Here is a 21,606-nt window from a genome sequence, read left to right as displayed (position 1 = left end):
TATTTAAATATTAAATATCGGTAAGTTGCGTTTTGTTAGCAGCGTCTCACTTTGCTGCACTTTATCAGTGCAATGCCAGTGGTTTGATATCAAGTTGATCCAACACAACATATTCAGGCGAGGGCTGTACTGCCCTCGCCTGTTTTCTTCAGCTGCCAGTACGAATCTTGTTCCACACCCGCGTGCGGATGCGGTCGATATTCAGCGGCATCGCTTCCAGCGCAAACAACTTGCCCATCATTTCCGGGCTCGGATAAACCTTGGTGTCGTTCTTGATTGCCGGGTCGATCAGGCCGTCAGCCTGTTCGTTGCCATTGGCGTAGTGCACGTAGTTGCTGATGCCGGCCATCACGTCCGGGCGCAGCAGATAGTTCATGAACGCGTAGCCGGCCTTCTCGTCCGGGGCATCGGCAGGCATGGCGACCATGTCGAACCAGATCGCGGCGCCTTCCTTGGGAATCTCGTAGCCGATTTCGATGCCGTTCTTCGCCTCTTTGGCACGGTTTTCCGCTTGCAGGATGTCGCCGGAGAAACCGACGGCCACGCAAATGTCGCCATTGGCCAGATCGCTGGTGTACTTCGAGGAATGGAAGTAGCTGACGTAAGGCCGCACTTTCATCAGCAGTGCTTCAGCTTTCTTGTAGTCCTCGGGATTCTTGCTGTGATGCGGCAAACCCAGGTAGTTGAGCGCTGCCGGCAGCAGTTCGGGGCCGTTGTCGAGGATCGCCACGCCGCATTTCTGCAGTTTTTCCATGTATTCGGGCTTGAAGATCAGGTCCCAGGAATCCACCGGAGCGTTGTCACCCAGCACGGCCTTGACCTTGGCGATGTTGTAGCCGATGCCGGTGCTGCCCCACAGGTACGGAAAACCGTGTTCGTTGCCCGGATCGTTGGTCTGCAAAGCCTTGAGCAACACCGGGTTGAGGTTCTTCCAGCCCGGCAACTGGCTCTTGTCGAGCTTCTTCAGCGCCCCACCCTCGATCTGCCGCGCCATGAAGTGGTTGGACGGAAACACCACGTCGTAACCGGATTTGCCGGTCATCAGCTTGCCATCGAGGGTTTCGTTGCTGTCGTAGACGTCATAGGTGACGCCAATGCCGCTGGCCTTTTCGAAGTTCTTGGCGGTGTCCGGCGCGATGTAGTCGGACCAGTTGTAAACCTTGACCGTATCCGCCGCCTGAGCGAGGGAGACGGCAAGCATCAAGGGTGCGAATGCGAGGGTCTTTCGGATCATGGATCGATTCCTGTATTGGCTATTGTTGTTGGCAGGCAATCAAAAGGATCAAAGCGTCAGAAAATCAGGACATAGGTCTTGCGCACGGTTTCCTCGATGTCCCAGATTCCGAGCGTGTTGGCCGGCAACATCAGTGCATCGCCACCTTGTATGTGCAGGGTTTCGCCGCCGTCATCCGGGGTGAACGTGCAGCGACCGGCAATGAAATGGCAGAACTCCTGAGCGGTGATCTGCCGCCGCCAGCGACCGGGCGTGCATTCCCAGACGCCGGTTTCGACGCCGTCGTCGCGCTCGACGCTGGTGGTCGAGGCAATCGCCACCGGCGTGCCGAGCGGCACGGCCACCGGGTTGGACTCATCCAGTTGCAACGTGGCGGTGTTCTTGAATTGGGTGATGCTCATGGCGTTACCTGTCTCTTAGTAAACAACGTTTAGTGCATGAAACCTTCCATGAACCCGGCCACCTGGCTGGCAAGCTTGCGCCGCCAGGGCGCGGTCGCCGGGTTGGCCAGGGTCTGGTCTTCGTGGACGAAGCTTTTGATGATCGCGTTGTAGCCGAGCCAGCGGCACGGTTCCGGCTCCCAGGCCCGCAACGCATGAATCCCGCCGTCGGGCAGCACCCACGGCTGATGGGTCAGCTCGGTATCGCGCTCGAGAATCAGATCTGCAAGCGTCCGCCCGCCCAGGTTGGAAGCGCCGACACCCTCCCCGCCATAGCCGCCGGACAGCGCGATGCCGTTGGCCCGGTCGCAGAGCATGTGCGGTTTGAAGTGCCGGGACATGCCGAGGTTGCCGCCCCAGGCGTGGGTGATCTGCACGTTTTTCAACTGCGGGAACAGTTCGCCGAACAGGTAGCGGCGCAGCTCGACTTCATCACGGGTCAGGTCGAAGTTGTGGCGCAGCTTGCCGGCGAACTGATAACCGCCACGGGCGCCGAAGATCAGCCGGTTATCGGCGCTGCGCTGGCCGTAAGTGACCTGACGGCTGAACTCGCTGAAAGCCTGGCCCCGGCTGAGGCCGATTGCGTCCCAGGTCGCGGCGGACAACGGCTCGGTGGCAACGATCAGGCTCTGCACCGGTAATTGATAACGGCCCAGCGGAGGCAGCGTGACGGAATAGCCTTCGATGGCCGGGACGATCCAGCGGCTGCGCACGCTGGCCTTGTCGGTACGCAGGCTGCCGGCCTGCCAATGGGTCACCGGGCTGTTTTCGTAGATTTTCACCCCCATGCTTTCAACGGTTCGCGCCAGGCCGCGCACCAGTTTTGCCGGGTGAATGGTCGCCACGTGCGGGGCGAAGATACCGCCGTAAGGCTTGGCGATGCGCAGCTGCTGCGCCAGTTGTTCAGGGCTGAGCCAGCGGTAATCGTCGTCGGTAAGGCCCTGGGCGTGGAGTTTTTTCAGGTAGTCGCGAAGACTGACTTCCTGCTCGGGGTAGCGCGCGGCGCAGTACAGCACCCCGCCTTTGCGGTAATCGCAGTCGATGCCTTCGCGTTCGAGGACATTCGCCACTTCATCCGGAATGCCGTGCAACAAATCGTAAGAAGCGCGGCGCTGTTGCGGTGACAAGCCCGCCAGCAGTCGATCTTCGCCCAGCAGATTGCCCATCAACCAGCCGCCGTTGCGACCGGACGCGCCGAACCCGGCGGTTTGCGCTTCGATGATGGCGATGTTCAGGCTCGGCGCCTGTTGTTTCAGGTAGTACGCAGTCCATAGTCCGGTGTAACCGGCGCCGATGATCGCCACGTCGACGTCCAGATCCTGCGCAAGCGACGGGCGCGCGGTCAGCGGCTCGTCGAGTTGATCCATCCACAAACTGATAGTGCGCCACGCCGGCATGCAAGACTCCGCCAATCCAGGTTTCGATGGCGTCGATCCTAGAGGCAGAACTCAGGGATTGTCTTGCGCGCGTGTCCGCAAAGAAATTTGCTTCGCGTAGGCCTTGGGCGACTGGCCGGTGTGCTGGCGAAAGCAGCTATAGAACGCCGACAGCGAATTGAAACCGGCGGCGAAGGCCAGTTCGTCGATGCGCAGCGGTGGCGCGGCGTTGTCCAGCGACTGCAATAAATGCTGCAGACGCGCCTGATTGACGTAGCGGTAGAAGCTTTGCCCCAGCACCTGATTCAGCAAATAAGAAATCTGGTTGCGGCTGTACCCGCACTCCTTCGCCACCCGTTGCAGGTCGAGTTCGGGGTCGAGATACGGTTGCTGACGCTGGAAATACTGCTGCAAGTCATCGGCCATGAAGCTCAACTGGCGCGGCGACAGGCCCAGACGGCTAACCGCCGGACGCTGGCTGGTTGCCGTCGGGCTGTCGGCCTGTTCGCGCACCAGCGAGGCGTATTCGTTGACCCGCCAGATCTGTCCGTCCTTGACCGTAATCGCTTCGCTGGACCGAAACGACACCAGCCCGTTGCCGCCGCGCAACGTCACTTCGTATTGAATGAATGCGGTGTTGCCGTCGATGCGGATACGGTCGCAGTGCTCCAGCGCTTCGTCGGATTCGCGCGGCATGCTGACCCGGACGTACTCGCGCAACTCGTCGAGGCCGAGCACGCGGTTCTGGAAGAAATCGTTGTACTGAATGTCCGGGTGGTACAGCGCCATCACGCCATCCAGGTCCCGGTGTTTCCAGCACAGGTGATAGCGCATGACCGTTTCGGCCGTAGCCCGCGTCTGTTCCGGGCCGTCATCATCGGCGTGCATAAGGGACTCTTGGAAAAAGAACCGAGCTTGCCCAACTTCGGACGCTGCATCAACAACCCGACCGTGATGGCATTTTGGCGACGACTGGAGTGGACCGTGACTTACATCAAAAAAATCCGCGCAATCGCCAAATGAACTGAAAATTCTCACAGGAAATTCACATCCAGATGCTACTTTTAAAGGCAATCACCGGTTGGGCCAATGAAGGCTCTTCCCACCTACCATGAGCAAACGGAAGCGCTCGATGAAGAAGGCGGGCAACACATGAATAAAGGGTCAAGCAAGGTCACGTTCCCCAATGCCTGCCAGCTGATGCGCTGGCATTTTCATCCCATGGGTTTCGAGGCGACCATGGATGCGCCCAGCAGTCTGGTCGCTCGCTTGTTTGATCGGGCCAGCGGCGAAACCCTGATCGCGATCGCCGGCATCCCCTGTGCAACGGTGATGAATGCGGCGGATGTGGAGCGAATAATCGAAGCTGTGGAGGACGAACTGGAGGCCTTCATTCCTCCGGAATCTCTCAAGAGTTACGCATAACTCGCTGATTTAAAATAAAAAAGCCCGCTTCGCGCGGGCTTTTTCATGGGCTTTGGATTCAGGCCGTTTTCTTTTCTGACCGATGATCGACAAAGAACGGTTTGCCTTTGGCGACCCGGTCCGAAGCCCGAGGCATATTCACCGCCTGACTGTCCTGCGGCTCGACGTACCAGTAGCAATGACTGACTGCCCGGGTGATGCCGACATAAGCCAGGCGCAGGATTTCGTCTTTTTGCGCGCTGTCGTACGGCTCGCTGTCGCCGGCCTTGCCCAGTCCGGCCATGCGATACACCTGATTCTTGTACGGTGAGCTGGTCAGGTGTTGGCAATCGCCCAGCAGGAAAACCGCGTCGGCCTGCAGGCCTTTGGCGCTGTGATAGGTCAGTTGTTTCAGGCGGCGGGATTCGTACGGCAAGCTCGAATCTACATTAACTACAGATTGAATATGCTGCTCTATCAATGACTTATCGCTACTTTTTCGATAAAGCATCAGGATTGAATCGCCCTTTCGATAGTGTTCCGCCAGGCGCTGGCCGAGTGCCTGATCGTCGCGCTCCAGCACGTTGACTGGCTGCAACGGCCTCTCCTCGCCGCTGGCCTTGGCCTTCTTGCCCGGGATCGCCGGCGCGGCACGAACGATGTGCTCCGCCGCGTCGATGATGTGCTGATGGCTGCGATAGTTGTCGCTGAGCATTACACGGGTCGTGCTCGGCGACGGGAATTCCTTGTTGAACTCCATGAAGTAGCTCGGCGAACTGCCGCGCCAGCCGTAGATCGATTGCCAGTCGTCGCCTACACAAAGCAGCGACGATCGCTGCGCACCTCGTCCGACGTGCATGGCAGGGCCGCGACTGCGGATTTCCGAGAGGCTGGCACGAATCCACGAAACAATCTGCGGCGAAACGTCCTGGAACTCATCAATCATAAGGTGCGACATCGGCCGCAGCAGCTCGTCGCTGAGCAGTTTGAGGTTTTCTGGTGAGTGCTCGCTGAACAGCGCGAACATGCGGTTGTAGGTCATGACCGGTGGTTTCTGATCCAGCAAGTGATCTTCCAGCGCTCGCCAGAACAGGCTCAAGGCTTCGAAGAAAAACCGGCCTGGATCGTCCTTTGCGAAACTCATGCGGCCGACGGCGTCCGGCACGTCCAGGCCCAGGTTCTCGATGAAGCCTGCGGCAGCGACGAAACAGTCGAGCAATGGCGCGGACGCCAGCTCACCCTTGACCTTGTAATCGAAGCCGGGGCCGGCGCTGACATCACCTGCAAGCGTGGCCAATAAGCGCTTTGAAGATTCGTAGCTATCCAGCCAAATCAACGGCTTACGACAGAAAGCTTGAAACAGGGTGCGTTTGACAGCCCACTCTGCGCGTACCGTCAGTTTGGCGTTTGGACGGCAAACCTGGGGATTTTCCCGAGGATCGAAGCCCAATACCACCCAGGCATCCAGGCTCGGAATGTAGCCGTGGCAATGGAACAACGCGCCGTTGATTTCGAATGTCTGGCGGCTCGGTTCGATGCCTTTGATCGGCCAGGCGCCGGCGCGAAGCCACATGTCCTCGATCATGTCGCACAGCTCTTCATCGCGGCGAGCCGCCAGCTCCGTTACAGCGACACGCTTTTGTACGTCCGGGTGATCGCGTTCCAGCTCCTTGAGCTGCAAGGCGTGGCGGGACAACGGCTGGATCAGTTGCGCAAAGCGCGGATCTTCTTTGTAGAGACGGTGGTAACAGGCGTTGAGCTGCTGGCGTTGCGCGTCGTTGATGCGCAGATCGAACGGATTGCTGTCGACGTCTTCGTCACTCGACTGCGCGCGGTGGCTGAGGTTTTCGAATGCCTGCAAGCGCTCGAACCCCGGCAGGCTGCGGACCATCGGCAGGATTCGCGAGTGAAAGGTGCGCACCAGATCCTTCGCAGCCTTTTGACTCAGTGACCGGCCCCACAATGCGAACAGTTCGATCAGTTTGCTGATGAAGTCCTTGCGCGACTCGCGGGTGAAGGTCACCACGGTCATCGAATCGAGCTCAAAGCCCAGATAGTGAGTCAGCAGCAGGATCCGCAGCACCAGCGTGGTCGACTTGCCGGCTCCGGCGCCGGCAATCACCGAAGTTGACGGCGTATCGCTGAAAATCATCTTCCATTGCGCAGCGCTTGGTTGGGCGTGGGCTGGCAGCAGGCGCGTGACGTCGGCTTTCATGCGCTTCTTCAGTTCTGCGTTGAGCGGCAGGCGCCAGTCGTCGAACAGGTGATTATCGATACCCGGCGGGCGATGCTCGGTGTTGCGACTGTCGCGGATCAACAGGACCTGGCGGCCCTCTTCCAGCCCGTCAGCCTTGCCTTCCTTGTACCCGTAATCCACACCGGCGGTGTGTCCGCTGCGAAAGCCGTCGGCCTGACCGTGCAGCCACGAAGCCCGGTGCTGGGCGCGCAGCTGCGTCAGGCCGTGCCCAAGGAAACGCGCTGCCAGGCGCTTGAACCAAGGCATCTCGGCCAGGGGACGAAGTTCGGGAGGAAGATCGGGGGTGTGTTGCGCCACGCTGACGGACTCCGGATGTGAGGCTGTTGGGGCTATGGTGTCTGCATTTGCTTTTTTGTTCTAGCGAAATGCTTACAGGTCATTGGTTTAGGCGATGAATTGAAAGTGGGATGAGACAGTTTCGAGCTTTATTCATATCAATTGATTCGATTGGAATGCCGCACTTTTTACGCTTTTTATCGATGATTGACTGATAGATGATGCCTGCCATCAATCACCGGTCTCGCTTCGTGGCTCAGGCATCACGCCCCATGACGAACCTTTTGAGGAGACGATCATGCTTGAACTCAGACCTTTCAGCTCTCTGGGCGGCGCCCATCACGGCTGGTTGGATGCCCATCACCATTTTTCGTTCGCCGAGTACTACGATCCACAACGCATGAACTGGGGCAACCTGCGCGTGTGGAACGACGACATCATTGCCGCCGGCACGGGCTTCCCTACTCACCCGCACCGCGACATGGAAATCATCACTTACGTGCGTGAAGGTGCGATCAGCCACCAAGACAACCTGGGCAACAAGGGCCGCACCGAGGCTGGCGACGTACAAGTGATGAGCGCCGGCACCGGTATCGCCCACAGCGAATACAACCTGGAAGCCACGGACACCAAGATTTTCCAGATCTGGATTCTGCCGACCGAAACCGGCGCACCGCCGTCCTGGGGTGCCAAACCGTTCCCTAAGGGCGACCGCGAAGGTTTCGTGACCCTCGCCAGCGGCAAGGACGGTGACGACCAAAGCCTGCGCATCCGCGCCGACGCGCGTTTAGTGGCGGCCACAATCAAGGCCGGGGAAACGGCTGAATACCGCCTCGATGCTGGACGTCGGGCGTATCTGGTACCTGCTACTGGCGTCATTGAAGTCAATGGCTTGCGCGCACAAGCTCGAGACGGTGTGGCGGTGGCTGATGAACAAGTGCTGACCGTCACGGCACTGGAAGACAGCGAGATCGTGTTGGTAGATCTGGCCTGACCGGCGAATCGCGGGTACAAAAAAGGGCGACCTCAGGGTCGCCCTTTTCCGTTGTCTGGCGTTATTTAGCGCTGATCGCACCGTCTACCAGAGTTTGCGCTTCGGCCACCAGTTGCTTGAGGTGGTCGTCGCCGATGAAGCTTTCGGCGTAGATCTTGTAGATGTCTTCGGTGCCCGACGGACGCGCAGCGAACCAGCCGTTTTCGGTCATCACTTTCAGGCCGCCAATGGCCTGATCGTTGCCCGGCGCCTTGCTGAGGATACTCTGGATCTTCTCGCCCGCCAGTTCGGTCGAAGTGACCTGCTCTGGCGACAGCTTGCTCAGCAGCGCTTTCTGTTCCGGATTGGCCTTGGCGTCGACACGCACCGAGAACGGCTCGCCAAGTTCGTCGGTCAGCGCGCGGTAGGCCTGACTTGGGTCGCGACCGGTACGGGCAGTCATTTCAGCGGCCAACAGGGCTGGGATCAGACCGTCCTTGTCGGTGCTCCAGACACCGCCGTCCTTGCGCAGGAACGAGGCGCCGGCGCTTTCTTCGCCGCCAAAACCCAGCGAGCCGTCGAACAGGCCATCGGCGAACCATTTGAAACCGACCGGCACTTCGTACAGACGGCGACCCAGACGCTTGGCCACGCGATCGATCAGACCGCTGCTGACCACGGTTTTACCCACGGCTGCGTCGGCACGCCATTGCGGACGGTTCTGGAACAGATAGTCGATCGACACCGCCAGGTAGTTGTTCGGTGCCAGCAGACCACCGGACGGCGTGACGATGCCGTGACGGTCGTGATCCGGGTCGCAGGCGAAGGCCACGTCAAAGCGTTCCTTCAGGCCGATCAAACCTTGCATGGCATGGCTGGACGATGGGTCCATGCGGATCTGCCCGTCCCAGTCGACGGTCATGAAGCGGAAGGTCGAATCGACTTCCTTGTTCACCACGTCCAGGTCCAGACGATAGTGCTCGGCAATCGCCGACCAGTAGCGCACCCCTGCTCCGCCCAGCGGGTCGACGCCCAGGCGCAGTTTGGCGCCGCGAATGGCATCGAAGTCGATGACGTTGATCAGGTCGGCCACATAGGTGTTGACGTAGTCGTGACGGTGGGTGGTTTCGGCCTTGAGCGCTTGCTCGTAGCTGATGCGTTTGACGCCGGCCAGTTTGTTGGCCAGCAGTTCATTGGCCTTGGCTTCGATCCACTTGGTGATGTGGGTGTCGGCCGGGCCACCGTTGGTTGGGTTGTACTTGTAGCCGCCGCTTTGTGGCGGGTTGTGCGAAGGGGTGATGACGATGCCGTCGGCCAGGCCGGTGGTGCGACCACGGTTGTAGCAAAGAATGGCGTGGGAGACTGCCGGGGTCGGCGTGTACTCGTCACCTTCGGCAATCATCACGGTCACGCCATTGGCCGCCAGCACTTCCAGGGCGCTGGCCCCGGCCGGGGTCGACAGTGCATGCGTGTCGATGCCGACGAACAGCGGCCCGGTGATGCCCTGGGCTTCGCGAAACAGGCAGATCGCCTGGCTGATGGCCAGAACGTGCCACTCGTTGAAACTCAAATCAAAGGAACTACCCCGGTGCCCGGAGGTGCCGAACGCCACGCGCTGGGTGGAAACCGAGGCGTCGGGTTGACCGGTGTAATACGCCGTAACCAGTCGCGGGATATCGACCAACAGTTCTGCCGGTGCCGGTTTGCCCGCAAAAGGACTGAGTGTCATGCAAAACCTCTGAAATAGAGTGGTTCAGGAAATTACACCGGAGTTTACTGGCAGTTTGGTCGAAGCGCGATGGGGTCTATTGCATACAGACCGGGTGTTTGCGCGCATCTGTCCGCGGAGCCAGTCGCAACGCATCCCCGAGCAGTCCGACAAGTCTTAACAACTCGTGCTCGGCGCTGCCCGTCACGCTCAGACGCATATGCTGCGTGTGCAGCCCCTGAAGGCTGAACAACTCCCCCGGTGCAATCAGCACGTGCTGCTTGAGTAACCGTTGAAACACTGCATCCATCGCAATCGGGCGTGCAGAGTGCAGCCAGATCGTTGCGCCGCCAGCAGGTTCCACTACCTGCAGAAAGTCGCCCAGACGTTCACGTATCAAATCGATCCATTGCGTTCGACGCTCGCTGAGCAAGCGCTTGAGCATCGGCAAATGCTGGTCCACTCGCCCACTCGCGTAGAGCCGGGCAATGGCCCTCTGGCGGATCGGTGACAGGCGAAACGAACGCAGCAAGAAATGACGCTGAAGGTCCGTACGCCATTGTCGCGCCAGTACAAAACCGTAGGGTGCTTCGACCCCGATGACGTTTTCGAACATGGAAAACACCAACAGGCGGTCGGGATCCACCAGCTCGCGCAGCGGCGTTCCTTCGGCGTCGTCCAGCAACTCGCCATGACAATCATTTTCCAGCACCCAGGTGCCATGCTTCACAAGCAGTCGCGCAATCGCCTGACGGCTGGACAGCGGGATGCGGCTGCCATGGGGCATATTCAATCTGGAGGACAGCAGGATCAGTCGCACCCGCTCGTTTGCGAGCAGCCTCTGGAGTTTCTGCGGATCGAATGCCCCATCTGGCTGTAACGGCAGCTCGATCACCCGAACCTCGGCGGACTGGAACAGACGCAGGATCATCCAGTCACACGGCGATTCGATCACCACGGTTGCGTGGCGCAGCTCAAGGACGGCGATCAGGATTTCCAGCACCCCTCGCAGATCGGCACCGATGTAGACGTCTTCGGCGTGCCAGCAATGGGCGGCCGATGAGGTGTAGCGGGCAGCCAGCAACGTGCGCAGTTCCAGTTCGCCGCAAGGCTGGGCCAGCGTCTGCAAATGCCGGGGATACTGGCGCAACAACTCTCTTTCAAGCATCAGCAAGGGACGATCCAGGGGCTGGATCGACGCCGGCTCATCGGCACTCAATACTTGCATGCCGGAACGTCTGGCATTGACGTAAACCGTTTCCAGCAAATCACTGCCGCACCCGGGCGGCATGACCGTCGATGTCGGCTGCGCGAAATATCCGGATTTGGCCACGGAATAGACCCGGCCTTCTTTTTCCAGCAACGCGTAGGCGTATTGGATGGTCGAAATCGACACACTCAACCGTTCGGCCAGCTGCCGTAGCGACGGCAGTCGAATTGCTTCCTGATTGCCCGGCTCGCTGATCAGCTGCGTCAGGTAACGATAGACCGCCTGATAGGCGAAGTCGGATTCTCTTGGCTCACTCATGAGCGTACGTCCGCAGACTTGTCCCCGTGGCCGGACAACAAAACCCCACTCAACCTTCCGCCGAACGGTCGCCCAGAGTGACCTCGTGCTCGGGTAACTCCTGCGCTTTTGCAGTATGTCCGTCCATCTGGATCGCCTCCATTGCATACAACCGGCAGATCAGTCGCAGTGGCAAGCCACTGACATCGGTCATCCATTGCAAAACCTGCTCCGGAGCGTGCAGGCCCTGCATGGCACGGTGCAGATCCGGCATGGCAACCAGCATTCCCGGATGACAGGTGCGCAGGAATCGCTCGAGGCCGGCGCCGGCATTGATGAAAGGCGCGAACAACAGGCAAACCAGTTGCGGTTCATTGAGTCCGAAATTCTTCTGCAGGGAAGCCGCCGCCAGCGATTGGTGCTCCGCGAGATCGGACAGATTGCCGAACGCCGATTCAAACCGTTCGCAAACCTGCTCAGGTGTGTTCCTGCGGCGCATCGTCGCCAGGCATTGTTGCTGATACTCCGAGACCCCGGCCCCATAGGTGCGTCCTTCGGTATAACTGGCCTGCAACCCTTGCAGGTAGGCGCCGACCAGGGGATCGGCGCACTCGCCGGTTCGCGCTTCAAGCATCAGATCGTCGGCCTGAAAGCCGAGGAAATCGCTAAGCAGGGGCCAGCGCTCCTCCATTTTGCCGACCACCATATCGTCGATGCCGATATAGCTGGTACGACGACAGGCTTCGAACTCACCGAGCGGTCGCCACAGTACCCGGTCTTCCTGGGCATAGAGCTCGCGATAACAATCACTGCCGAGGCCGTCGAGCAAACTGAACAGTTCATCGAACCCGCCGCCCTTGCGCGACAACTCGCCCATGCCGACCTTGCGCACGGCCCGGTCCAGGCCATCGAGAAACTGTTCCTGACGACGCGCGTTGTCGCTACTGATCAAGGCGTCGACACCATTGCTCCAGCGGGAGACCTGACCGTAGAACTCGGCGGTGGTCAGGTACAGGTCATCCCACAGCGTCAACGCCTCATCCCGGTCACGGCGATGCCCCACCATCAGGAGGTTGAGCCTGCCGGCCTCGCGCCCCTCATCGGACACAGGCACCAGATGGTTGAATGGCAGGATTTCGCGATGATCCACCATCAAAAGCTCTACGCGTGGATCGTCATGCAGGAACAGCGCACTGAAGCTGCGGTGCATGTTGTGCAATGCCGAAGCCGGTACGCCATTGCAACGCAAGGTGGCGACCCGCAACTGAAACGTGCCAGGCGCCCGCCCGGCGATGCTCAGCTGGGCTGCACGCAAAAGGGCCAGGCTGTAGCAGCAGTCGCGTGTGCCGGACTGGATGGCCAATATCTTGAATTCACCGATGCGATCCATGCCCCCGGCAGCGACCGCCAGGCGCTGGATCAATAGCTGCAATGCCGTGCGCTCGGCACGGGAAAAGAAACTCAGCAGTCGTTGCAATACTTGCTGGTAGACATAATTCATTGCCTGATCATGGATCGTGCTCATCAGTACTTCACCCGGTATCAAAGGTTTTATATCGCACGACCACGAATGGCGGACGCACAATCATTCTTCATTAATTAATAGACGCTGAAATGCTAACACTTAAGCTTTTGTAGTTATTTGAAACAGTTGAGCGCGTGGCATTCAGGAATCAAGGACGACACGGCCGAAAGCCCCGCCGCCACTGGCTCTCTCTCAGAACAATGTTTTCCTAGGAAACTTCTTACAAGCCCCTGCACATAATGAGCACAAGAAAAAAAGAAGGGATTACATTGCACCCCTACAAACTTTAAACAGAAGTTTGAGATGCGATGATAAACAGCCAATTGAGACTGTTCCAAACAAACAGAATGCACAGACATAGCTCATTCCTTGAGATGAAAGTAGTCATTCAATTATCAGCGTCTGGAGGGCAATTAGAAGATACAGATCGAGAGTAAAAACCAGTTCAGTTGCTGAACATCCCCAGGCTTCTGACCCAGGGTTTCTCGATGTCTGAAGGATAAAACGCACAAGAGTCCGTGGGGCCACGGACTCTGACAGGGTAGATCAGGCAGGTTCGATTTGCAGGGCAACCCGCTCGCGGCATGGGCACTCGTCCATGTAGCGGTGAGCTTCGACAAACTCGTTGAACGGGAACACACGAGTCTTGAGCGGCAGCAACACACGGTCGGCAGTGAGCTGATTGATATCGCGCAAGGCACGCTGCAAGGCGACGTGGTCCTGAATGATGCCAAGCTCCGGTTTGCCGGTGAAGTTGCCGATGCAATGCACGAAGAACTGAATGTTCTTCTGGAACGCCGCGCAGGCCGGGAACGGCGTCTGGTTGCCGCCCTGCAGGCCGTACAGGACCAGGCTGCCACGGGGCGCCAGCACATCGCCAAGCAACGACATCTGTGGTCCGCCGAGACCGTCGAACACGACGTCGACGCCACGGTTGTCGGTGATCTTGTTGATCCGCATCAACAGGTCTTCTTCTTCGGTGACGATCACTTTTTCGGCACCGAGAGACAGCAGGTACTCACGCTCCTCCGCCGTTTTGGTGGCGGCAATCACCCGCACACCCAGCGCCTTGCCCAACTGGACGAAGGACGGCCCGGCGCAGTGGCTGGCGTCGGTCACCAGAGCGAACTGCCCGGGTTTGACCCGTGCCAGATCAACGTAACCGAAATAGGCGATCAACAGCGGCGTGTAATGCACGCTGGCCTCAATCGGGCTGAGCACGTCCGGATAACGGGTCAGTGCGGTGCGCGGCAGAACGATCAGTTCGCCGTAGACCGGGTAATCATTGGGGCTCTCGGCCGGGAAACTGGCCACCTTGTCGCCCACAGCCAGATCTTCGACGCCGTCGCCGATCGCCGTGACCACGCCGGCCATTTCATGACCGAGGCCGGAAGGCAGACGCGCCTGGGACGACGCCAGATTCTGGCGCCAGAGCGTGTCATACCAGCTGATGCCGATCGCCTCGACACGCACCTGCACTTCGCCAGGACCTGGCTGAGCAGCCGCATGCTCTTCGCATTTGAGCACCTCGGCTGGACCAAACTTGTGAAAACGGATCGTGCGGGACATCGCAAACCTCGTCAAAGTAACCTCTAATGCCATGAACTCTATCTGGGCTTTCCAGCCAAGACTATCAGTGGCTATTAATAGTCGACATGCCTGTCATTGATTCCGCAGCATGGTCAGCATTGAGAAAATCCATGAAAAAACTGCTGCCGCCTTCTCAGTAAAGCTGAATTACCCGGTGCAGACTACCAGCCTTTCCCCGTAAGATTCATGCCGGCCATTGTTCTCATATGGTCGCTCTCGTCAAGCTTGATGACTCTGCCAGGACTCCAGATGAATCGTAATGACCTGCGTCGTGTCGACCTCAACCTGTTGATCGTGTTCGAAACGCTGATGCATGAGCGCAGCGTGACCCGTGCTGCGGAAAAGCTGTTTCTCGGCCAGCCGGCAATCAGCGCGGCGCTTTCCCGCCTGCGCGGCCTGTTCGACGACCCTTTGTTCGTGCGTACCGGACGCAGCATGGAGCCTTCCGCCCGCGCGGTGGAAATCTTCGCCCTGCTCTCTCCGGCCCTCGACTCCATTTCAACCGCAGTCAGCCGAGCGGCAGAGTTCGACCCGGCCACCAGCACCTCTGTATTCCGTATCGGCCTGTCTGATGACGTCGAGTTCGCGCTGCTGCCGATGCTGCTCAAACGCCTGCGGGCCGAAGCACCCGGCATTGTGCTGGTGGTGCGTCGCGTCAACTACATTCTGATGCCCGGCCTGCTCGCCTCCGGCGAAATCTCCATCGGCGTCAGCTACACCACCGACCTGCCGGCCAACGCCAAACGCAAGGTCCTGCGCCGCAGCCAACCGAAACTGCTGCGTGCCGACACCGTGCCGGGACCGTTGAGCCTGGACGATTACTGTGCACGTCCGCATGCGCTGGTGTCGTTTGCCGGCGACCTCAGTGGCTTTATTGATGAAGAGCTGGAAAAGCTTGGGCGCAAGCGTCATGTGGTTCTGGCCGTGCCGCAGTTCAATGGACTGAGTACTTTGTTGGCCGGGACTGACATCGTTGCAACCGTGCCTGATTACACGGCGGATGCATTGACCGCTGCCGGTGGCGTACGCGCAGAAGACCCACCGCTGCCGACGCGCACGTTTGAACTGCATATGGCGTGGCGTGGGTCGCAGGATAACGATCCGGGCGAGCGGTGGTTGCGGTCTCGGATTCAGATGTTCTTCGGGGATCCGGATAGTCTCGGTTGAATCGTTTCATGCCTTCCAAGCCCCGATTCAAGGGGCTTTTTCTTTTGCTTCAGGCCTTGCTGGTGAACAAACAGCTTTGTTGCTGATCACGCAACACAGATTTTCCATCATCCCAATTGATAGCCCCCTAACGAAAGCCACATGCTTGAGGGCTTCCCTCGGGCTTATATCATTCCGAATGATAGTTACCTTCGTGTCATTCGATTCGTTTGCCATCTACCCGCCGAGCATCATCCGCCCATCTTCAATACATTGGCGGATGCATCCATGGAACAATCACTCAAACATTTGCGCTTCCCGTTGGCCATGTTGGCCGTACTGGTGATGAGCGCTTGCGGCAAGACTCCGGAAACCGCCGCCACCATGCCTGCTGCCAAGGTCAGCGTGGCCAAGGTGCTGGAACAACCGGTCAACGAGTGGGACGAATTCACCGGGCGCCTCGAGGCGCCGGAAACCGTTGAAATCCGTCCGCGGGTCTCCGGCCAGATCGACGAAGTCGCCTTCACCGAAGGTGCGCTGGTCAAGAAAGGCGACCTGCTGTTCCAGATCGACCCGCGTCCGTTCCAGGCCGAGGTCCGCCGCCTCGAAGCGCTGGTTGCCCAGGCCCGCGCCAACGCCACCCGTAGTGAAAACGAAGCCGGTCGTGGCGAACGCCTGCGTGCCAGCAACGCCATCTCCGCCGAACTGGCCGACTCGCGCACCAGCGCTGCACAAGAAGCACGTGCTGCTGTCGGCGCCCTGCAAGCGCAACTGGATCTGGCCAAATTGAACCTCAGCTTCACCCGCGTCACCGCGCCAATCAGCGGTCGCGTCAGCCGTGCCGAGATCACCGCCGGTAACCTGGTGACTGCCGACACCACTCCGCTGACCAGCGTGGTGTCCACCGACAAGGTCTACGCCTACTTCGACGCCGACGAGCGTGTGTTCCTCAAATACACACAACTCGCCCGTCAGGGTCAGCGCGGCGCAACCACCCCGGTGTACATGGGCCTGTCCAATGAAGACGGTAACCCGCACCTGGGTCAGATGAATTTCGTCGACAACCAGGTCAATCCGAAAACCGGCACCATCCGTGGTCGCGCGGTGTTCGACAACAGCGACGGCACCTACACCCCGGGCCTCTATGCACGCCTGAAACTGGTTGGCAGCGGTACCTACAACGCCATGTTGATCAACGATGAAGCGGTCGGTACCGACCTCGGCAAGAAGTTCGTGCTGGTGATGGATGGCGACAACAAGACCGCCTACCGCGCCGTCGAGCTCGGTCCGAAGATCGAAGGCCTGCGTATCGTGCGCAGCGGCCTGAACAAGGACGACACGATCATCGTCAAGGGTCTGCAACGGGTTCGTCCTGGCTCCCCGGTTTCGCCTGAAGTGATCCCGATGGCCAGCGAGCAAACCATTGCCGCTCTCGCTCAACAACGACAAGCGCTGGAAGCCAGCAACCTGCCCAAAGTCGCACCTGCCAAAGGCGCGTCGGGATCGGTTGTGAAACTGGCTGCTGCGACCCCACGCGGTTAAGGGACGACAACTCCGATGAATTTTTCCCAATTCTTCATTTCACGGCCGATCTTCGCAGCGGTGCTGTCGCTGCTGATCCTGATCGCCGGTGCGATTTCGCTGTTCCAGTTGCCGATCAGCGAATACCCGGAAGTCGTGCCACCGACCGTGGTGGTGCGTGCCAACTTCCCGGGCGCCAACCCAAAAGTCATCGGTGAAACCGTGGCGGCTCCGCTGGAGCAGGCCATCACCGGCGTCGAGAACATGCTGTACATGTCCTCGCAATCCACCGCTGACGGCAAGATCACCCTGACCATCACCTTCGCTCTGGGCACCGACCTGGACAACGCGCAGGTGCAAGTTCAGAACCGCGTGACCCGGACCGAACCGAAACTTCCAGAAGAAGTGACGCGCATCGGTATCACCGTCGACAAGGCTTCTCCCGACCTGACCATGGTTGTGCACTTGACCTCGCCGGACAAACGCTACGACATGCTGTACCTGTCCAACTACGCAATCCTCAACATCAAGGATGAGCTCGCTCGCCTCGGTGGTGTCGGTGACGTGCAGCTGTTCGGTATGGGCGACTACTCGCTGCGTGTATGGCTGGATCCGAACAAGACTGCTTCGCGCAATCTGACTGCCACTGATGTGGTGACTGCGATTCGTGAACAGAACCGTCAGGTGGCCGCAGGCCAGTTGGGCGCGCCCCCTGCCCCGAATGCCCAGAGCTTCCAGCTGTCGGTCAACACTCAAGGCCGTCTGGTCTCCGAGGAAGAGTTCGAGAACATCATCATTCGCGCAGGCGACAACGGTGAAATCACTCGCCTGAAGGACATCGCTCGCGTTGAACTGGGTTCTAGCCAGTACGCCCTGCGTTCGTTGCTGAACAACCAGCCGGCCGTGGCGATCCCGATCTTTCAGCGTCCAGGCTCCAACGCCATCGAAATCTCGAACGAAGTTCGCGGCAAGATGGAAGAACTGAAGAAAAGCTTCCCGCAAGGCATGGACTACAGCATCGTCTATGACCCGACAATCTTCGTGCGCGGCTCCATCGAGGCGGTGGTTCACACCCTCTTCGAAGCACTGATTCTTGTGGTTCTGGTGGTGATCCTGTTCCTGCAGACCTGGCGCGCCTCGATCATTCCGTTGGTGGCGGTGCCGGTATCGTTGATCGGTACGTTTGCGGTGATGCACCTGTTCGGCTTCTCGCTCAACGCGCTGTCGCTGTTCGGCCTGGTACTGGCGATCGGTATCGTGGTGGACGACGCCATCGTGGTGGTGGAGAACGTCGAGCGGAACATTGAACTCGGGCTCAACCCCTTCGATGCGACCAAAAAGGCCATGGGTGAAGTTACGGGCCCGATCATTGCCACGGCGCTGGTGCTGTGTGCGGTGTTCGTACCGGCGGCATTCATCTCGGGTCTCACCGGTCAGTTCTACAAGCAGTTCGCATTGACCATCGCGATCTCGACCGTGATCTCGGCTTTCAACTCGCTGACCCTGTCGCCAGCGCTGGCCGCTGTGTTGCTCAAAGGTCATGACGCACCGAAAGACCGCTTCTCGCGAGTGCTGGACAAGATCTTCGGTGGCTGGCTGTTCCGTCCGTTCAACCGTTTCTTCGACCGTGCCAGTCATGGCTACGTCGGCACCGTACGCCGGGTTATCCGTGGCAGCGGCATCGCGCTCTTCGTGTACGCAGGCCTGATGGTGCTGACCTTCTTCGGTTTCTCCAGCACGCCGACCGGTTTCGTACCCGGCCAGGACAAGCAATACCTGGTGGCCTTCGCGCAACTGCCGGACGCCGCGAGCCTGGACCGTACCGAAGACGTGATCAAGCGCATGTCCGACCTGGCATTGAAACAGCCAGGCGTGGAAAGCGCCGTAGCGTTCCCGGGCCTGTCGATCAACGGTTTCACCAACAGCCCGAACGCCGGCATCGTGTTCGTGACCCTGAAACCGTTCGACGAGCGTAAAGACCCGAGCATGTCCGCCGGTGCGATTGCCGGTGCCTTGAACGGCCAGTACGCCGGGATTCAGGAAGCCTACATGGCGATCTTCCCGCCGCCGCCGGTACAAGGCCTGGGCACCATTGGTGGTTTCCGCCTGCAAATCGAAGACCGGGGCAACCTGGGCTACGAAGAGCTGTACAAGGAAACCATGAACATTATTGCCAAGAGCCATAACGTTCCGGAACTGGCCAACCTGTTCACCAGCTACACCGTGAACGTGCCGCAGGTCGATGCCGCCATCGACCGGGAAAAAGCCAAGACCCACGGCGTGGCCGTCAGCGACATCTTCGACACCCTGCAGATCTACCTGGGTTCGCTGTATGCCAACGACTTCAACCGCTTCGGTCGCACCTATCAGGTCAACGTTCAGGCAGAGCAGCAGTTCCGCCTCGAATCCGACCAGATCGGCCAGCTGAAAGTACGCAACAACAAAGGCGAAATGATCCCGCTGGCGACCTTCATCAAGGTCAGCGACACCTCGGGCCCGGATCGCGTGATGCACTACAACGGCTTCATCACTGCTGAAATCAACGGTGCGGCAGCCCCCGGCTACAGCTCCGGTCAGGCCGAAAAAGCCATCGAGAAACTGCTCAAGGATGAACTTCCGAACGGCATGACCTACGAGTGGACCGACCTGACCTACCAGCAGATTCTGTCCGGCAACACTGCACTGTTCGTGTTCCCGCTCTGCGTATTGCTGGCGTTCCTGGTGCTCGCGGCTCAATACGAAAGCTGGAGCCTGCCACTGGCGGTGATCCTGATTGTACCGATGACCCTGCTGTCGGCCATCACCGGCGTGATCATCTCCGGCGGCGACAACAACATCTTCACCCAGATCGGCTTGATCGTACTGGTGGGCCTGGCCTGTAAGAACGCGATTCTGATCGTCGAGTTCGCCAAGGACAAACAGCAAGAAGGTCTCGATCCGCTGGCCGCTGTACTGGAAGCCTGCCGCCTGCGTCTGCGGCCGATCCTGATGACCTCGTTCGCGTTCATCATGGGTGTGGTGCCACTGGTGTTCTCCAGCGGTGCCGGTGCCGAGATGCGTCATGCCATGGGTGTGGCGGTGTTCTCCGGGATGCTCGGTGTGACCTTCTTCGGTCTGCTGCTGACCCCCGTGTTCTATGTGCTGATCCGTAACTTCGTGGAGCGCAGCGAAGCGCGCAAAGCGGCCAAGGCGCAACATCTTCAAAAGCCACTGGAGGCGCACCAATGAGTCTGAAAGTCTTCCTGCCGAGCCTGCTGGTGCTGGCCCTGAGTGCCTGCGCCGTCGGCCCTGACTACAAGACCCCGACGACGGAGGCGGCGAACATCACGTCCGCCACCGACGGCGCCGCCGGCCAGAAGAACTTCGACCGTTCGAAATTCGAAGGCATCTGGTGGCAGCAGTTCGACGATCCGACCCTCAACCAGTTGGTGACCCAATCGCTGCAAGGCAACCGTGAACTGCGCGTGGCGTTCGCCCGCTGGAAAGCCGCCCGGGCGATCCGCGACGACGTCAGCAACGATGCGATGCCGACCATCACCAGTCGCGCCAGCAGCGATCTGGCCAAAGGTCAGATCCCCGGCCAGACCACTAAACGGGTCAACAGCGAACGCTATGACCTGGGGCTGGACATGGCCTGGGAGCTGGACCTGTTCGGACGCATCCAGCGCAATCTGGAAGCCAGCGACGCCGACCAGCAAGCGGCCGAAGCCGATCTGTACCAACTGCAAGTTACCATGATTGCCGAACTGGTGGACGCTTACGGTCAACTGCGTGGCGCCCAGCTGCGGGAAAAGATCGCCTTGGCCAACCTGAACAACCAGCAAGAGTCGCGCAAGATCACCATCAGCCTGCGTGACGCCGGCGTTGGCGATCAGCTCGATGTGGAACGGGCCGATGCCCGTCTGGCGTCGGTCGAAGCCAGCGTGCCGCAGTTGCAGGCAGAACAGGCCCGGCAGAAAAACCGTATCGCCACCCTGCTGGGTGAACGTCCGGACAAGCTGACCGTCGACCTGAGCCCGAAAGACCTGCCGGCGATTGCCAAGGCCTTGCCGATCGGTGATCCGGGCGAACTGCTGCAGCGTCGTCCCGACATCCTCAGCGCCGAACGCAAACTGGCTTCGGCCACGGCGCGTATCGGTGTGGCCAAGGCCGACCTGTTTCCTCGGGTCAGCCTCAGCGGCTTCCTTGGCTGGACGGCCGGGCGTGGCTCGCAGATCGGTTCCTCGGCGGCCAACGCCTGGGCACTGGGCCCGAGCATCACTTGGGCAGCGTTCGACCTCGGTAGTGTGCGGGCCCGTCTGCGTGGCGCCGATGCCGATGCCGAAGGCGCGCTGGCAACCTACGAGCAGCAAGTGCTACTGGCGCTGGAAGAATCGGAAAACGCCTTCAGCGATTACGGCAAACGTCAGCAACGTCTGATTTCGCTGATCCGTCAGAGCGAATCGAGCCGCAAGGCTGCCGACCTCGCCGAGATTCGCTACCGCGAAGGCACCACCGATTTCCTAGTGTTGCTCGACGCCCAGCGTGAACGTTTGAACGCCGAAGACAGCCAGGCCCAGGCCGAAGTGGACCTGTATCGCGGCATCGTCGCGATCTACAAGGCCCTCGGTGGTGGCTGGCAGCCAGAGACGGTCGCCAGCAAGTAATCG

Annotated in this window: 15 protein-coding genes; 6 read left to right on the top strand and 9 right to left on the bottom strand. The window is 59.6% G+C overall.

Annotated features, from left to right (window positions below; genetic code table 11):
* Positions 1-148: 148 nt before the first annotated feature.
* Genes QR290_RS15275 through QR290_RS15260 form a run of 4 tightly spaced genes read right to left on the bottom strand, consistent with a single transcriptional unit; the run spans position 149 to position 3,938 of the window.
* A complete protein-coding gene (locus QR290_RS15275; protein WP_289202954.1) occupies positions 149-1,234 on the bottom strand; it encodes a polyamine ABC transporter substrate-binding protein in 1,086 nt (361 codons plus the stop codon).
* Between the two features lie 56 nt (positions 1,235-1,290).
* Positions 1,291-1,635 carry a cupin domain-containing protein gene (locus tag QR290_RS15270; RefSeq protein ID WP_115077918.1) on the bottom strand — a complete coding sequence of 115 codons (345 nt, stop codon included), beginning with the start codon at positions 1,633-1,635 and terminating at the stop codon, positions 1,291-1,293.
* A 29-nt stretch (positions 1,636-1,664) separates the two neighbouring features.
* A complete protein-coding gene (locus QR290_RS15265; protein WP_115077917.1) occupies positions 1,665-3,071 on the bottom strand; it encodes an NAD(P)/FAD-dependent oxidoreductase in 1,407 nt (468 codons plus the stop codon).
* A 51-nt stretch (positions 3,072-3,122) separates the two neighbouring features.
* Entirely contained in the window at positions 3,123-3,938 is an 816-nt protein-coding gene (locus tag QR290_RS15260) for a helix-turn-helix domain-containing protein (RefSeq protein ID WP_289202953.1), read from the bottom strand.
* A 264-nt stretch (positions 3,939-4,202) separates the two neighbouring features.
* Between QR290_RS15260 and QR290_RS15255 the strand changes: the two genes are divergently transcribed.
* On the top strand, positions 4,203-4,475 hold the full coding sequence (locus tag QR290_RS15255; RefSeq protein WP_045121742.1) for a DUF1652 domain-containing protein: 273 nt from the start codon (positions 4,203-4,205) through the stop codon (positions 4,473-4,475).
* A 58-nt stretch (positions 4,476-4,533) separates the two neighbouring features.
* Here QR290_RS15255 and QR290_RS15250 read toward each other — a convergent pair whose 3' ends face one another.
* The gene (locus QR290_RS15250; protein WP_289202952.1) at positions 4,534-7,008 is read right to left on the bottom strand and encodes a UvrD-helicase domain-containing protein; all 2,475 of its coding nucleotides are present in this window, start codon (positions 7,006-7,008) and stop codon (positions 4,534-4,536) included.
* A gap of 277 nt (positions 7,009-7,285) precedes the next feature.
* Here QR290_RS15250 and QR290_RS15245 point away from each other — a divergent pair, with 277 nt between their 5' ends.
* Entirely contained in the window at positions 7,286-7,981 is a 696-nt protein-coding gene (locus QR290_RS15245) for a pirin family protein (protein WP_115077914.1), read from the top strand.
* Between the two features lie 61 nt (positions 7,982-8,042).
* Here QR290_RS15245 and pgm read toward each other — a convergent pair whose 3' ends face one another.
* From pgm to QR290_RS15225, 4 genes are all read right to left on the bottom strand, one after another.
* Positions 8,043-9,689: a phosphoglucomutase (alpha-D-glucose-1,6-bisphosphate-dependent) gene (gene pgm, locus QR290_RS15240; protein ID WP_289202951.1), complete on the bottom strand. Its 1,647-nt coding sequence runs from the start codon at positions 9,687-9,689 to the stop codon at positions 8,043-8,045.
* Between the two features lie 76 nt (positions 9,690-9,765).
* The gene (locus tag QR290_RS15235; RefSeq protein ID WP_289202950.1) at positions 9,766-11,196 is read right to left on the bottom strand and encodes a PLP-dependent aminotransferase family protein; all 1,431 of its coding nucleotides are present in this window, start codon (positions 11,194-11,196) and stop codon (positions 9,766-9,768) included.
* 49 nt (positions 11,197-11,245) lie between these two features.
* Positions 11,246-12,700 (bottom strand): hypothetical protein, encoded by a 1,455-nt coding sequence (locus tag QR290_RS15230; RefSeq protein ID WP_289202949.1) that lies wholly within the window; start codon positions 12,698-12,700, stop codon positions 11,246-11,248.
* Between the two features lie 546 nt (positions 12,701-13,246).
* On the bottom strand, positions 13,247-14,269 hold the full coding sequence (locus QR290_RS15225; RefSeq protein ID WP_011334080.1) for a zinc-dependent alcohol dehydrogenase family protein: 1,023 nt from the start codon (positions 14,267-14,269) through the stop codon (positions 13,247-13,249).
* A 270-nt stretch (positions 14,270-14,539) separates the two neighbouring features.
* Between QR290_RS15225 and QR290_RS15220 the strand changes: the two genes are divergently transcribed.
* The 4 genes from QR290_RS15220 (at position 14,540) to QR290_RS15205 (ending at position 21,603) form a co-directional block, all read left to right on the top strand.
* Entirely contained in the window at positions 14,540-15,457 is a 918-nt protein-coding gene (locus tag QR290_RS15220; protein ID WP_115077910.1) for a LysR family transcriptional regulator, read from the top strand.
* Between the two features lie 267 nt (positions 15,458-15,724).
* Positions 15,725-16,978, top strand: coding sequence for a multidrug efflux RND transporter periplasmic adaptor subunit MexE (gene mexE, locus QR290_RS15215; RefSeq protein ID WP_115077909.1), 1,254 nt, complete (start codon positions 15,725-15,727; stop codon positions 16,976-16,978).
* Positions 16,979-16,993: 15 nt separating this feature from the next.
* Positions 16,994-20,185, top strand: coding sequence for an efflux RND transporter permease subunit (locus QR290_RS15210; RefSeq protein WP_289202948.1), 3,192 nt, complete (start codon positions 16,994-16,996; stop codon positions 20,183-20,185).
* Positions 20,182-21,603, top strand: a complete 1,422-nt coding sequence (locus QR290_RS15205; protein WP_011334070.1) for an efflux transporter outer membrane subunit — start codon at positions 20,182-20,184, stop codon at positions 21,601-21,603. Before QR290_RS15210 ends, QR290_RS15205 begins: the two co-directional genes overlap by 4 nt.
* Positions 21,604-21,606: the final 3 nt, after the last annotated feature.

Source organism: Pseudomonas fluorescens (assembly GCF_030344995.1).
GTDB classification, from domain to species: domain Bacteria; phylum Pseudomonadota; class Gammaproteobacteria; order Pseudomonadales; family Pseudomonadaceae; genus Aquipseudomonas; species Aquipseudomonas fluorescens_BF.
The sequence above is the reverse complement of the archived record's forward strand: the minus strand, read 5'-3'. Positions and strand labels throughout refer to the sequence as shown.